Origin of the sequence: Flavobacterium sp. M31R6 (assembly GCF_013284035.1) — a bacterium.
In the GTDB taxonomy this organism is placed as follows: domain Bacteria; phylum Bacteroidota; class Bacteroidia; order Flavobacteriales; family Flavobacteriaceae; genus Flavobacterium.
Window position 1 is genome coordinate 4,317,227 of record NZ_CP054141.1, and the last position, 14,559, is coordinate 4,331,785.

The 14,559-nt window shown below is 36.0% G+C and carries 12 protein-coding genes; 8 read left to right on the top strand and 4 right to left on the bottom strand.

Translation table 11 applies throughout. The annotated features are described in order from the left end of the window. Window positions 1-71: 71 nt before the first annotated feature. The 3 genes from HQN62_RS18265 to HQN62_RS18275 form a co-directional block, all read right to left on the bottom strand. A complete protein-coding gene (locus tag HQN62_RS18265; protein WP_173505411.1) occupies window positions 72-1,529 on the bottom strand; it encodes an FAD-dependent oxidoreductase in 1,458 nt (485 codons plus the stop codon). 368 nt (window positions 1,530-1,897) lie between these two features. Then, the gene (locus HQN62_RS18270; protein WP_173505412.1) at window positions 1,898-3,553 is read right to left on the bottom strand and encodes a serine hydrolase domain-containing protein; all 1,656 of its coding nucleotides are present in this window, start codon (window positions 3,551-3,553) and stop codon (window positions 1,898-1,900) included. Between the two features lie 322 nt (window positions 3,554-3,875). Next, window positions 3,876-4,631: an NUDIX hydrolase gene (locus HQN62_RS18275; protein ID WP_173505413.1), complete on the bottom strand. Its 756-nt coding sequence runs from the start codon at window positions 4,629-4,631 to the stop codon at window positions 3,876-3,878. Between the two features lie 477 nt (window positions 4,632-5,108). On the opposite strand from HQN62_RS18275, the gene HQN62_RS18280 reads away from it, so the two are divergent. From HQN62_RS18280 to HQN62_RS18315, 8 genes are all read left to right on the top strand, one after another. Next, window positions 5,109-7,439: a glycoside hydrolase family 3 C-terminal domain-containing protein gene (locus HQN62_RS18280; RefSeq protein WP_217362501.1), complete on the top strand. Its 2,331-nt coding sequence runs from the start codon at window positions 5,109-5,111 to the stop codon at window positions 7,437-7,439. Window positions 7,440-7,532: 93 nt separating this feature from the next. Further along, complete coding sequence (locus HQN62_RS18285; RefSeq protein WP_173505414.1) at window positions 7,533-8,675, top strand: acyltransferase family protein; 1,143 nt, start codon at window positions 7,533-7,535, stop codon at window positions 8,673-8,675. Window positions 8,676-9,048: 373 nt separating this feature from the next. Further along, entirely contained in the window at window positions 9,049-9,876 is an 828-nt protein-coding gene (locus HQN62_RS18290; protein WP_173505415.1) for a helix-turn-helix domain-containing protein, read from the top strand. 91 nt (window positions 9,877-9,967) lie between these two features. Beyond that, complete coding sequence (locus HQN62_RS18295) at window positions 9,968-10,528, top strand: sugar O-acetyltransferase (RefSeq protein ID WP_173505416.1); 561 nt, start codon at window positions 9,968-9,970, stop codon at window positions 10,526-10,528. 75 nt (window positions 10,529-10,603) lie between these two features. Next, complete coding sequence (locus HQN62_RS18300; protein ID WP_254454456.1) at window positions 10,604-11,020, top strand: cupin domain-containing protein; 417 nt, start codon at window positions 10,604-10,606, stop codon at window positions 11,018-11,020. Window positions 11,021-11,095: 75 nt separating this feature from the next. After that, window positions 11,096-11,704 carry a carboxymuconolactone decarboxylase family protein gene (locus HQN62_RS18305; RefSeq protein WP_173505418.1) on the top strand — a complete coding sequence of 203 codons (609 nt, stop codon included), beginning with the start codon at window positions 11,096-11,098 and terminating at the stop codon, window positions 11,702-11,704. 85 nt (window positions 11,705-11,789) lie between these two features. Then, window positions 11,790-12,752 (top strand): alpha/beta hydrolase, encoded by a 963-nt coding sequence (locus HQN62_RS18310; RefSeq protein WP_254454457.1) that lies wholly within the window; start codon window positions 11,790-11,792, stop codon window positions 12,750-12,752. Between the two features lie 10 nt (window positions 12,753-12,762). Then, the gene (locus tag HQN62_RS18315) at window positions 12,763-13,224 is read left to right on the top strand and encodes a cyclophilin-like fold protein (protein WP_173505420.1); all 462 of its coding nucleotides are present in this window, start codon (window positions 12,763-12,765) and stop codon (window positions 13,222-13,224) included. 398 nt (window positions 13,225-13,622) lie between these two features. On the opposite strand, the gene HQN62_RS18320 is transcribed toward HQN62_RS18315, so the two are convergent. After that, complete coding sequence (locus HQN62_RS18320) at window positions 13,623-14,558, bottom strand: sialate O-acetylesterase (RefSeq protein WP_173505421.1); 936 nt, start codon at window positions 14,556-14,558, stop codon at window positions 13,623-13,625. Window position 14,559: the final 1 nt, after the last annotated feature.

Genomic DNA, 14,559 nt, shown 5'->3' on the forward strand with positions numbered 1-14,559 from the left:
GCCTAATCTTTCTGCTCCAAAAAATTATAAGTGAATGCACATGGCATGAAGTGCCTATAGCCATCTTAATTTTACGCCTCTTTTCTCTTCAGACACCTTCCTCTCGGCTCATCACCCTCATGAAGTACAATTTCGGAATGCAGGAATTGTGCGGCTTCTGCTGAATCTTTCACTTTGACAGCAGAGCGCTTTAACATTTCTGATTCAAACTCATTTAATACACTTTCCCTCAGTCCGGCTTTTCGCCATTGGGATAAAGGCCTGCACCCTCTTGTGATCCCTCGCGCCAGCGTAAGCGCATCCAGCACCGCCTGATTCGCCCCCTGACCTTTAAACGGACTCATTGGATGAGCCGCATCTCCAATCAGAGTCGCTTGTCCCGATTTCTGCAACAATTCTGAATCGAGTAATTCTCGATCATACACAGGATAACCAGAAATCTGAGCTTCGAGAGTAGCCGTTAAAATCTGAGGAATGGGATCGTGCCATTGCGTTCTGTGACACGCTTCTTCCTTGAGTGCTTTAGTTCCCTGAGCGCTTAACGCCTTAGCCTCTTCTTCCGGCATAGGAAAGCTAAGTTGCCACATCACCGAGTCTGATGTATAAGGCATTATGTAGATTCGCTCATTTCCATTGGCGGTTTGAAATACAGTGGCCGAGTCCAGCAAAGAACTATCAACACCTTCGAGAGCGCTCAAAGGGCAAATTCCCAATATCACAATACAACCTAAGTAACGCAATGGGGTAATATCCTCACCTATTAATAGTCTCCGCACCGAACTGCGAATACCATCGGCTCCAACCACAAGATCCGCTTTGCAGGTCTTCATCTCCCCGTTTACTTGAAAACTTAAATTGACACCTTCACCCTCACATTCTTTAAAGTCAATTAACTGGTGTCCCCACTGTACAATATCATGTCCGCCGAGCTGATCAAGCAATGCTAAGCGCAAAGATTGTCTTGCAATATGTACGTTTGTACGTTTCGGAGATGTTTTCACATCAGTCTGCATCCACTTTCTGATCCCCCATTCACCAATCACTTTTCCTTCTGTTGTATGCACCAGATGCCTTGTTGAAACCACCCCTTCTTCTAACGAGAAAACACCTAATCCCTCAATCGCTTTACTGGCTTGTTGCAAAGTGAGTCCGTAGCCCTGAGATCGGGCATCGAAGTGGTTATCGCGTTCATAAAGGGTAAAAGGGATTCCGCGGTGCAAACAGGCCACAGCCAAAGCCACACCTCCTATACCACCGCCAATAATAGCAACGTGTGGGTAGTTTTCTTTATCAACTATAGGATTACTGGCAGAATGAATTAACCCAGATCCGAAACAATTTAAGCATGAATTTAGGTGACTCTTAGGACGAACTGGAGTCGTCCCTTCTCCATTTGTTTTTTCAAATTGTTCGAGTTCCATCTGGTAGCGGAGTCTCACTTTCTTGCTGAGCCGTTGTTTCTTTTTGCCGTGTCCTTGACATTCCTGGCAAATAGTCCAGCTTACTCCTTCATTTTCCGCTTTTTTCACTTCCTCTTTTTTAACTTGATCTTGACTACTCGCTATGGAAAAAATTTAATTGATACTAAACCAATAGCAAAGCAATGATTTCCAATTTTATAACTTCAATGTTATTTGACGGAATAAATTTATATTTTTCAGCGTTTTCACCTTTGTAACAGGTGCGCAAATTTAAGACAAAAGATCACCAGTACAAAACTACTTTAGAATTTACAGAGAAAACGCCAAACACAATTGAATTAGCTTGATTCGTAAGAAGCAAAAAACTTCTCAAGAAATTGAGAAGTTTTTGCTTTACATTTTTATAAGATTACTATTCTCCCAGTCTTGCTAAAGCCTTTTGTTTTGATTTTTTTATCACACCACCTGTCACTTGGTTATTTTATTAGTGCAGGCAAAATATATTCTTCCATCATTTTATCCACTTGTGGATGTCCGTAAGGTCTGTTGTAAGCCTTTGCAGTAATAACAATTGTTAAAGGCAAATCTTTAAAAATAAATATTTTGCTCCCGCCATTTCCTGCACAATAAAACGTTTCATAATTTTTTCCGTTTACCGTATATGTTTTGTTCCAAAATAAGTAACCGTAAAACTCATCCACTCTTTCAGGAATCTGGATTTGTCTTGTAAATGTTTTGTTTACCCATTCAGCTGGCAAAATTTGCTGTCCTTTCCATTGCCCTTTATTTTTATACAATTGTCCAATCTTTGCAAATTCCAACGAAGTCATTTGTAAACCACCTGCTGTATTAACTACTTTTTGTGGTGTGTATTGCCATTGGTATTTATCAATATTTAAAGGCTTAAATAACTTTTTATCTGCGTATTCTTCTAATCCCTTTGGCACTGATTTATTTAAAACATCGCCCAATAAAACTACCCCAGCCGTAAAATAATCCCATTGTTTGCCATTTGATTTAAAACTGTCCATAGGTAAGTCCAATGCAAACTTCACCCAATTTTCGGTTGGGTACATATTATCTTCATTTCCTGGTGAATCGCTGTTTTGGTCTGAACCATCAAATGCAGAACTCATTGTCAATAAATCTTTCAACTTTACAGTATCTTTTTTTATACTGTAATTTGAAAACTTAGTCAAATCGTAAAAAGAGTTTAATGTTTGGTTTTCATTTTTTATATATCCGTCTTTTATAGCTATTCCCATCAATGCAGATGTAAAAGATTTTCCGACTGAACGGGTGTCGTGTAGTGTATTTCTATCAGCATTGTTGAAATATTCTTCCAACAAAAGTTTACCGTCTTTAATAATGACTATGCTTGTAATTGCTTTGAATGAATTTTCGGCAATGCTTTTATTAAGTGCTTCAATCTTCTTTTTATCATAATCTGAATGTGATATTTCAAAACCGCTGTTAGTTGCAATGGGGTGAATCGCTATTTGTTTTGCCGTTATTTCTGGAGTATTAATTATTAAATCAAGTTTGCCTGATGCGATTAAATCTCCAACCATTGCTTCACTATTTTCATCCAATCTCACATAAGGTCGCAATTCCACTGTTAGTTTATGCGTTCCATTTGTTAATGCTTTTTCGCCACCATTGTTTTTAAATCTTTCGAATAAATAAATTGACCACCAATCACCGCCTGCTGTATCCGTAAATGGAACTCGAAATGTGGTAGTTGTACTTTTTCTTAATCCGCAACCGTGATGGATATTTTCTTTATAAATGAGGTTATTGTCTACGAAAAATGAAAATTGATAATTCCCTTTTAAATTAAGTTCGTCCTCCGTAAGTCCAGGAGCAAGTCGGTGCATATAATTTGTAATCGAGTTGTCCATAAAAACTCGAATGTTCAAATTACTTTCTTGCGTTAATTCGAATCTTGTCAAAAAGTCTGACTCCTTGTATTGTTCCAAAGGAATATTTCCATTCATAAAAGTCACCTTGCCGATATTATCTTTATGAATTTGGGTTTTTATTCCGTCAGTCTGAACAATGTCTTTGATTTGTCCAAATGAGGCAAACCAAGTAAGATTGCTAATTAAGATTAATACTGTAATTTGTTTCATTTGTTTTGAAGTTAATTTTTCCTGTTCGATTATTTTAGGATGTTGGCACTTAAATAAAAATCACATTCTCAACCCTATAGCCGTTACAAGTTGTGAAAATAAGTATTTTCTGTTAAACTTTTCTATTAAATTATTATTAACCCAAAAGCTATTATGAAAAAGTAAATTCTATGAGGGATGGAAATGGCATCCTTTTCTTTTCCTTCTTTAGGAAAAGAAAAGATACAATGGACAGCCCGACCTCGTTGCCCAAAATTGATGTTATGAAATCAAAATGTTGTGCAACGAGGTCATGCCAAAATTAAAATTATGGAGTTTTTTTTTACCAGCCTTGCGTTAGGCCATTCTTCAGGACTTCTTCGTATTTGTCTTTGTCAAAACTGTAGAGATTCGGTGCTTTGTGAGCTACGTTGCTTTTCTTTTCGTCCAGTTTGGTGAGTATGCCAATGGAGGTAATTTTTCGAAGAAAATTTCGGCGGTCGAGTGTTCTTCCCAATATGGTTTCGTATAATTTTTGAAGCTCGGGTATAGTGAACTTCTCTGGAAGAAGATTGTAACCTACTGGCATTAAATTCAGCTCTGTTCTTAGCGTTTCTAGGGCTTTGTCTAAAATTTCCCTGTGATCCAAAATCAATTTTGGAACTTCATTGTGATCAACCCATTCGACCATTTCGCCAGAATTATCAGTCTGTGGAATTGCTTTTAAAAAATTGACTAACGCATAATAACCTATGGTCACAAACCTACTTTTATACCATTTTTCCTCCTCAAGGGGAATTCCAAAATAGGCTAAAGCATCACTGCTAAAATGGTCCTGATTTCTCTTGACCTTACCAAAAGTGGCAAATTGTCTCAGAAAAATACCTTTAAGACCTGTCCTTGACTGCAAAATACTAACAGCCGCTGTATCAATATCTTCATCAATCGAAACGAATCCGCCGGGCAAAGACCAACTGTCATCATATCCTGTTTTGATCAACAAAACCTTGAGTTGATTGTCATCAAAACCAAAGATTACACAATCGATAGACAATCCGGGCTGATACTCTTTACTGTTTTTCAGATGTGTTTTTAACATGACTTTGTAGTATCGTTATTCTTCTAAATTATAGTTTTGCAATTTAGTTCATTTTTGATACAGCAAATAAACTAAATAAATCTATACCATTGAAACTTATTTTGATAGCAAAAAATGCTTCAAAATTGTTATGGATTTTAAAAGTGGATTTCACTAAAAACAAACCGTTATGTCTTAATAACCTAAGGTTCGAGCTTTTTAATTTGCCACAGATTAAAAAGATTCACACAGATTAATCAGTGATAATCCATTTAATCTGTGGCTAAACATTTTTTATAAGCTAAAGCAGAAAACACTAGTATATAGTTTTAAGAATTTCTGTAACTTATAAAAAATCATCTAAAAATACTGATGATTTCATGCAAATCAATATTCAAACCCACTTTTTTTTATAAAAATGTTTTTTGTATTAAAATTAAATGTACATTGCGTCATATTAACACATAGCATTTTATTAAAAACCAACCACTTATAATTATGAAAAATATTTTTTTGCTCATTATGGGAATTTTTATTTCTGTGACAGCATTCGCCCAAACCATCGATTATAGAGAAAAAGCCAAAAAACTGGTTTCACAAATGACACTGGAAGAAAAAGCATCTTTATGTTCTGGTGAAACGGCTTGGTCCACACAAGCAATCCCAAGATTGGGAATTCCTTCTATATTTATGACAGATGGTCCTCACGGTTTGCGTAAGGCTGTTGGTTTCGATTTTACCAATAGTGTTCCAGCGACTTGTTTTCCTACTGCCTCTGCTTTGGCTTCCTCTTGGAATACCGCTTTAGCACAAAAAATGGGAGAAGCTTTGGCCATAGAATCTCAAGCCAATGATGTTCAGATTCTATTAGGACCTGGGGTAAATATGAAAAGATCTCCATTGGGTGGTCGTAATTTTGAATACTTTTCGGAAGATCCAATTTTGGCTGGTAGAATTGCTACGGCATTTATAAACGGAGTACAAAGTCAAGGTGTAGGAACTTCGATGAAACATTTTGCTGCAAACAATCAAGAGTTTGAAAGAATGTCCAATAGCTCTAATGTTGATGAACGTACCTTGAACGAAATCTACTTTCCCGCTTTTGAAATGGCAGTAAAAGAAGCGCAACCTTGGACGGTAATGTGTTCGTATAACAAACTGAATGGAGTTTATGCCTCGGAAAATAAATATTTATTGGATGATGTTTTAAAAGAAAAATGGGGTTTCAAAGGATTTGTTGTTTCCGATTGGGGAGCTGTAAATGACAGACCGCTAGGAGTTCAAGCAGGTCTAAATTTGGAAATGCCTTCAAGTGGTGGTTTTAACAACAAAAAAATCATTGAAGCTGTAAAAAACGGTTCTTTGGCGGAAGCCACATTAGACGAAATCGTAATTGAAACTCTTGCCGTAACGCTTAAAGCAAAAGACAGCCACCAGTCCGGAATCGTTGTGGACAAGCCAAAACACAATGCGTTGGCTAGACAAGTAAGCGGAGAATGTATTGTTTTATTAAAAAATGACAACGCTATTTTACCGTTATCAGCTTCAACAAAGAAAATTGCAATTATTGGTGCCTTTGCAAAAACACCTCGTTACCAAGGCGCAGGAAGTTCTCAAGTGAAACCAACACAAGTAGAAAATGCTTTCGACGAATTGCAAAAACTGTCCAAAGGAACTTCATTAACATACTCAGCTGGATATACTTCTGATGGAGCAACGAATGAAACTTTGATCGCCGAAGCAGTACAAAATGCAAAAGATGCCGAAACCGTTTTGGTTTTTGCAGGTTTACCAGATGTTTATGAATCTGAAGGATATGACAGAGCAAATATGGATATGCCCGAAGGCCACAATAAATTGATTGAAGCAGTTGCCAAAGTCAATAAAAATGTAGTGGTTGTTTTAATGAATGGTGCGGCAGTTTCTATGCCTTGGAAAAAGGATGTTTCGGGAATTGTAGAAGCTTATTTGGGTGGTCAAGCCGGTGGTGGAGCTATAGCTGATGTGCTGACTGGAAAAGTAAACCCTTCTGGAAAATTATCTGAAACCTTCCCGATGCGTTTGGAAGATAGCCCTACTGCAATTGATTTCCCTTCAAGAGATGGCAATGCCAATTACGGAGAAGGAATATACATTGGATACCGTTATTATGACAAAAAGAAAATCGAGCCAAATTTCCCTTTCGGATACGGATTGAGTTATACAACTTTCAGTTATTCTGATATTCAAACCAATACTGCCAGTGCAAGAGATACAGATGACATTATCATTTCATTGAAAGTTAAAAACACAGGCAAAGTGGCCGGTAAAGAAGTAGTAGAATTATATGTGCACGAACAAGCAACCGAAACTTCCCGACCAGAAAATGAATTGAAACATTTTGAAAAAATAGCACTGAATCCAGGTGAAGAAAAAACAGTTAGCTTTCACTTAACATCTCGTGATTTTGCTTATTACAGCACAATTGCACACGATTGGGTAATAAAATCAGGGAAATTTGATATTCGTGTAGGAGCTTCTTCAAGAGACTTGCCTTTGCAACAAACTATCGATATTCAATCGACTAAAACTAACAAAATAGTTTTCACCCGTAACTCTTTGTTCAAAGAATTTAAAAACGCTCCTAATAGTGCGGTGATATACGAACAGCTTACCAAAGGTTTTACCGGTAACAATAAAAAGGCTGTAACGGAAGATGAGAAAAAAGCAGAAGCCTTTTTACAAGCGATGCTGGCCGATATGCCAATCAACAAATTTATGTTGCTTTCCGGAGGAAAATTCACAGAAGAAAACTTGCAAGCTATTTTAAAAAGTGCCAATACCAATTAAAAAAAGAACCTGTATATTTGATTATTAATAGTTGTTAATGTTTGAGGCTGTCTCTGTCGGGCAGCCTCATTTTAAAAAAAAATCTATTTAGGTATGGAAAAAACTACTTCATTAATTTCAAAAAAACATTATCCAATATTGGATGGTTTACGCGGTGTTGCGGCAATCATGGTGGTTGCTTTTCATATTTTTGAAGCTCATGCGACCAGTCATCTGGATCAAATTATAAACCACGGATATCTTGCCGTTGACTTTTTCTTCTTGCTTTCTGGATTTGTTATCAGCTATGCTTATGATGATCGCTGGAGCAAAATGAGCGTCACTGATTTTTTTAAAATCCGCCTTGTCAGACTACAGCCGATGGTGGTTATGGGAATGATTATTGGAGCCATTTGTTTTTATTTTCAGGATTCGGTGTTGTGGCCAACAATCCATGAAGTACCGGTATGGAAAATGCTTGGAGTTATGATTATCGGATTTACGTTGATTCCTGTAACCTCAACTCTGGACATAAGAGGCTGGCAAGAAATGCATCCGCTTAATGGACCTGGTTGGTCTTTGTTCTTTGAGTATATCGGCAATATTCTTTACGCATTATTCATAAGAAAGTTTTCGAATACAGCACTTGCTATATTGGTATTTTTGTCAGGTTGCCTTTTAATTCATCTAGCGGTAACAAGTCCAAACGGAGACGTGATTGGTGGTTGGTCGCTTGAACCGACTCAACTTCACATTGGTTTTTCACGTTTGCTGTTTCCTTTCTTTGGTGGATTATTATTGCACCGAATGGTAAAACTAACTTCTATCAATAACGGATTCTTTTGGGCTAGTTTGTTAACTGTTATTGTTCTGGCAATGCCCAGAATTGGTGGAAGCGAACATTTATGGATCAATGGTTTATATGATTCTTTGAGCATCATTATCATTTTTCCATTAATTGTATTCATAGGAGCAAGTGGTGAAGTAACTGGCAAGTACTCCACTAAAATCTGTAAATTTCTAGGTGATATATCCTATCCTATTTACATAACACACTATCCGCTTATCTATATTTATACGGGTTGGGCTGTAGGCAACAAACCTTCCTTTCAAGAAGCATTACCTTTTGCTTTATTGACACTAATAGGGGCTATTCTTCTTGCTTATACTTGTTTAAAATTATATGATGAACCAGTACGCCTTTGGTTAAAACAGAAAATGCTAACCTATAAATCTGCATTCATTACAGTCAAATAATTATATACTACCATTGGCAAAAAAGTTCTTTATAAATACCACATTATCTCCCCGATACTACCTTCGAAAGAAGAAAAAAATATCGAACTTTTTATAAACGCCAATGGTAATTTTTTACAAAAAAAGGGATACGATTTTTTCGAATCGTATCGCGAATTACTCTCAGTATACTAGAATTTTAAATGCATTCACAAAAGTGTGCGGAAAGGAAAATAGTATATTTAAAAAAAATAGGCTGTCCTAAAACGCCACAGCTAACCAACTGGTCTATAATTGTATTGAGCTTTACAGAAAGACAAAATGAACCTTACAGCAAAGTAATTCAGCTATAAAAACTTTACTTTTGTACGTTCATAAAGTAATAACTGAAATAATGGAAGTACTACAAGACGACAAATTAAAAACGTTAAGCTATTCAGGAATATTTCTTTCGTGCTTTGCGGATTACAGCGAAAAGTGTATTCACTCAACGCCTGAACACGTTTTGGTGTATCTGTATTCGGGCGAACAAGTTATTGAAGACAGAAACAAAAAGATAAAATTACAAGCGGGCGATTGTGCTTTTATTCGAAGAGACCACCGTTTGAAAATGTACAAAAACAGCAAAGGCGAAGATTTGTACAAAGGCATTTCGTTGACTTTCAAACGTAATGTTTTACGGGATTTTTATAGCAAAATGAACAAATCTGAAATTCCGAAAGCTGTAAAAACTTCTGACAAAACGGTTTTCAAGTTAGATCGAAGTCCTGCAATAGAAAGTTTATTTCAATCGCTTACCCCTTATTTTGACAGCAATATACAACCAATTGAAGGTGTTACAAATTTGAAATTATTGGAAGGAATTTATGCTTTACTAAACAGCGACGAACAACTCTATCCAATACTTTTTGACTTTGCTGAACCTTGGAAAATTGACCTTTTGGAATTCCTTAACGGCAACTATATGGAAGAACTTTCAATGGAGCAAATTGCTTCTTTTACAGGGCGAAGTTTGGCGACTTTCAAAAGAGATTTTAAGAAAATTAGCAGCCTCACACCTCAAAAATGGCTGATAAAAAAACGCTTGGAAATGGCGTACATAAAACTAAAAGAAGAAAGCAAAAAAGTACAAGATGTTTATATGGAAGTTGGCTTTAAAAATCCTTCTCATTTTTCAACCGCATTTAAAAAGCAATATGGAATTTCACCAACAGAAATTTAATATTGAGCTTCTCAGAAAGATTCTTTGAGCCTCGCAGTAAAGTTACTGCGAGGCTTTGTCTTTAACTTTGCATTGTAAATCTTAATAGACAATGCAAACAAAAACGATATTCGAGCGATTAAAAAACGGAGAAATCATTTCGCCAACCGATAAAGACGCCTATAAAATGCGTGAAGCTTCTTTTGCTACAAAGAAATTATTGGTTCAGATGAATAATTCGTCAAATCCTGCTGAAATCAGAAGTTTATTATGCCAAATTACTGACTCTGAAATTGATGAAAGCGTAACCGTATTTACTCCATTGCACATCAATTACGGAAAACACACCAAAATTGGCAAAAACGTTTTCATCAACTTTGATTGTGTTTTTCTGGACTTAGGTGGAATTACGATAGAAGACAACGTATTGATAGCACCGAAAGTAAGTCTATTAACGGAAGGGCATCCAACGGCAATCGAAGACCGACATTCTTTAATTCCAAAACCAATTCACATCAAAAAAAATGCATGGATTGGTGCAAATGCAACCATTTTGCAAGGTGTTACAATTGGCGAAAATGCTATTGTAGCATCGGGTTCGGTCGTTTCAAAAGATGTGCCTGACAACACGGTTGTAGGTGGTATTCCTGCAAAATTTTTAAAAACAAGTTAAAATAAAAATATAACAATAACTCTTGCACTCATCCTGTCATTGACAATGATTTCGTGCAATCAAAACAAAGAAAAAATGAATACAGAAATTCCAAGAATAAGTGATTTCCCTACAGGCGAAGAAAACATTGGATACGCACAATATTTCATAGGTAAATCTTATATGGCAACACTTACCACGAACAAGGATCTGAATGTTCCTCTTTTAAATGTAACCTTTGAGCCTGGTTGCAGAAATAACTGGCACAAACACACTGGCGGACAAATTTTAATTGTGGTAGGTGGCGAAGGATTATATCAGGAAAGAGGAAAACCTGCAAGACATCTGAAATCCGGAGATATCGTAGAAATTGCATCTGACATCGAGCATTGGCATGGCGCAACAGCAAAAAGCTGGTTTTCTCATCTCGTTATCGCTTGCAACCCGAAAACCAATGAAAACATCTGGTTGGAACCTGTAACGAATGAATCGTACAGTGAAGCTAATCAATAAATTATAAAATAAATAAAAACGAAAAAGTTTAAATATATAGCACTCTTTTTTGTATTCATTTTAAACGCAACAATTATGGACGCTCAAAATAAAGACATATTAGATGCTAAACAACAGAGTTTAGTAAAAATTTCATCATTAACGGCAGTAGGAAATCTAGAAGACCTTAAAATCCAATTGAACAAAGGATTAGAAAATGGATTAACCATCAATGAAATAAAAGAAGAGCTCGTACAACTTTATGCTTATTGTGGTTTCCCGCGAAGTTTGAATGCAATCAATACTTTTAAAACGGTTGTAGAAGAACGAAAAGCTAAAGGAATAAAGGACATCGAGGGCAAAAAAATCATCACCGAAAATCATCCTCAGGACAAATACGAACAGGGAAGAAAAGTCCTGGAAACAATAAGCAAAACGCCACAGACCAAGCCTGCTCCGGGATTTGGAGAATTTGCACCAAGAATTGATGGATTTTTAAAAGAACATTTATTCGCCGACATTTTTGCAAGTGATGTACTCAGTTATCAGCAAAGAGAACTCATCACTATCTCAGCTTTATCCTCAATGAAAGGATTAGAATCACAATTGAAATATCACATCGAGATGGGCAAAAATACAGGAATTACCGATGGTCAACTTGCTATTTTAGCAACCATTGTTGAAACTATAATCATTAAAGATTAAAATGAAAAACATAAAAATAGTATCAATCGCAGCAATACTTTTGTTCACGCAGGCGTTTGCTCAAAAAAATTCAAATTCAGAAAAAATGAATACCTCAAAAGAACATTATACATTCGAATTAAGTAATAAAGTAACCCGCCAAAAAATATCATTCAAAAACCGCTACGGTATCACACTTTCGGGAGATTTATATCTTCCAAAAAATACAGGAACCGAAAAATTATCAGCATTGGCCATCAGTGGACCTTTTGGAGCAGTGAAACAGCAATCGTCAGGATTATACGCTAACCAAATGTCAGAACGTGGTTTTATAGCTTTGGCTTTCGACGCGTCTTATACAGGCGAAAGCAGTGGCGAACCACGAAACGTTGCATCACCTGACATTAATACCGAAGATTTTAGTGCTGCAGTAGATTTTTTAGGTTTACAAAAAAATGTGGACAGAAATAAAATTGGTATCATCGGAATTTGTGGTTTTGCAGGATTTGCTTTAAACGCCACCGCTATTGACAAACGAGTAAAAGCAGTAGCTACAACAAGTATGTACGATATGACAAGAGTAATGTCTAAAGGCTATTACGATGCGACAACTTTAGAGCAACGCTCGCAACTATTAGAACAATTAGGACAACAACGTTGGAAAGATGCCGAAAACGGAAAACCGGCAAATGGCTCACGTAATTTACCCGAAAGTTTGAAAGGCGACGAACCTCAATTTGTAAAAGAATATTTTGATTATTACAGAACGTCACGTGGTTTTCATACTAACTCCGTGAACTCAAACGGAGCTTGGTTGGTGACAAATCCAATATCCTTTATGAATATGCCTATTTTAACCTATATCAAAGAAATATCTCCGCGACCAATACTTTTGATAGCCGGTGAAAATGCACACTCAAGATATTTTAGCGAAGATGCTTTTAAAATGGCGAATGAACCTAAAGAGTTACTAATTATACCTAATGCTGTTCACGTAGATTTATATGATAAAGTGGATGTTATTCCTTTCGATAAATTAGATGCTTTTTTTAAAGAACATTTGAAATAAAAGCAGGTTTATGAAACATTCATTTTTAATGCTATTGACTTTTTTATCAATTACCATAAGTAGTGCTTCGTCTTGTAATAAAGACGACGACAATATCAACACGGAAAATAACAACGCAATGACAAATGGTAAAATTAAAATAACAGTCAATTCTCAAACATTTACAGCTACACTATTGGATAATAATTCAGCAAAAGCTTTTAAGAAAATGTTTCCGCTGACAATTAATATGATTGAATTGAATGGAAATGAAAAATATTATGATTTGCTAAACAGTATTCCAACAGATGCTTCCAATCCCGGAACTATAAATAATGGTGACTTAATGTTGTACGGCTCAAAAACATTGGTGTTGTTTTACAAAACCTTTTCGACATCATACAGCTACACAAAATTAGGAAAGGTAGATGATGTAACAGGTTTAGAATCTGCATTGGGCTCGGGAAATTCAACCGTTACTTTTGAATTGTAATAACAAAACCACAAGAACCACAGCCCATAACAGAAAAGGTTATATATGCTGGACGAACAATGAAATCCGTGTTGAACGAAACCTATTATTCCACTTCCCTCACAATATAAAGTTATCGTAAAAGAATAAATAACACAAAAACCATTTCAAAAGCCTTTATAAATACCACATTATCTCCCCGATACTACCTTCGAAAGAAGATAAAAATATTGGTCTTTTTATAAATGCCAAGCGTAATTTTACAAAAAAAGCGATACAATTCTTTCGAATCGTATCGCTTTTGTGTTTAAGAAAGTCGCGCTATTTTACTAATTCAAAACTGTCTCTCAAACGGATTTATAGGAAAACAAATTCCAATGTTATCGTAAAAGACAATTAATCATGTCTTTTACAATTTTTTAATTCAAAGACTCAACTTTGGTCTTTTTCGTATTCTTATTATTCAGAAGGAAAACTGCTTTTGCAAATTCTTTTCCCAAATCAATATATCCATCGCTTTTATAATGGTATTTGTCTGTATATTTATAACTATTTGTCGTTCGTACAATGGCAGTGTTGGATTCGGTTGCAGCAAATTTTTCTTGTCCATATTGCACCAATTCGCCAAAACGCCAAATTTTTCCATCGACATCATCACCTGAATCCGATATTTTCCCAATTACAATAGGTAAATCATTATTTCTAAAAGTGGCTCGCATGAGTTCCATCAACCTTTTTAAATTCGCATAATATTGGTTGGCAACTTGTTCTGTTTTATCCGAATCGCTTTCTCCTTGCATCCAAATAATACCACTTGGAATCAAAACATCTTCAACTCCATCACCGTTTATGTCCTGAACAGCCATTGCATTATTGACTGTTTTTAGAAAATAATCGTATTGATTCATTCCTTTTCCTCCTCTAAAATCAGGTTCCCAAGCACCAAAATATGCAGTTCCGGCACTATCAATCGAAGACCCATTTCTGGCATATTTTATTATGGCCAGTTTTTGGTTTGGATATAATTCTTGCAGTTTTTTAGCAAACGAAAGCTCCACACCAAATCGATCCGAAAGTATATTGCTCTTTCCATCAGATGCAAATCCAGTTCCGTTCCCGGGCTGAAGTACCTCCCATTTTCCTAATCCTCCATTTTTATCATTATCGCCAACAGGATTTCCTTGGTAAATAAAAACATTTTTATTTTTTTTATTCAAAGAATCGGGAAGCTCTTTTACATACCCATACCCTTGCATATTCGACTGACCACCTAAATAAAATACTCTTATTGTATCATTTTTGGCTTGTGCCAAAAGCATACAGGGCATGAGAAGAAACAGTAGAATATATTTCATC

Excerpts from the sequence above, each read along its gene's own strand:
- HQN62_RS18270 (WP_173505412.1), bottom strand. The coding sequence starts at position 3,553 with ATGAAACAAATTACAGTATTAATCTTAATTAGCAATCTTACTTGGTTT.
- HQN62_RS18275 (WP_173505413.1), bottom strand. The coding sequence starts at position 4,631 with ATGTTAAAAACACATCTGAAAAACAGTAAAGAGTATCAGCCCGGATTG.
- HQN62_RS18280 (WP_217362501.1), top strand. The coding sequence starts at position 5,109 with ATGAAAAATATTTTTTTGCTCATTATGGGAATTTTTATTTCTGTGACA.
- HQN62_RS18285 (WP_173505414.1), top strand. The coding sequence starts at position 7,533 with ATGGAAAAAACTACTTCATTAATTTCAAAAAAACATTATCCAATATTG.
- HQN62_RS18290 (WP_173505415.1), top strand. The coding sequence starts at position 9,049 with ATGGAAGTACTACAAGACGACAAATTAAAAACGTTAAGCTATTCAGGA.
- HQN62_RS18295 (WP_173505416.1), top strand. The coding sequence starts at position 9,968 with ATGCAAACAAAAACGATATTCGAGCGATTAAAAAACGGAGAAATCATT.
- HQN62_RS18300 (WP_254454456.1), top strand. The coding sequence starts at position 10,604 with ATGAATACAGAAATTCCAAGAATAAGTGATTTCCCTACAGGCGAAGAA.
- HQN62_RS18305 (WP_173505418.1), top strand. The coding sequence starts at position 11,096 with ATGGACGCTCAAAATAAAGACATATTAGATGCTAAACAACAGAGTTTA.
- HQN62_RS18310 (WP_254454457.1), top strand. The coding sequence starts at position 11,790 with ATGAATACCTCAAAAGAACATTATACATTCGAATTAAGTAATAAAGTA.
- HQN62_RS18315 (WP_173505420.1), top strand. The coding sequence starts at position 12,763 with ATGAAACATTCATTTTTAATGCTATTGACTTTTTTATCAATTACCATA.
- HQN62_RS18320 (WP_173505421.1), bottom strand. The coding sequence starts at position 14,558 with ATGAAATATATTCTACTGTTTCTTCTCATGCCCTGTATGCTTTTGGCA.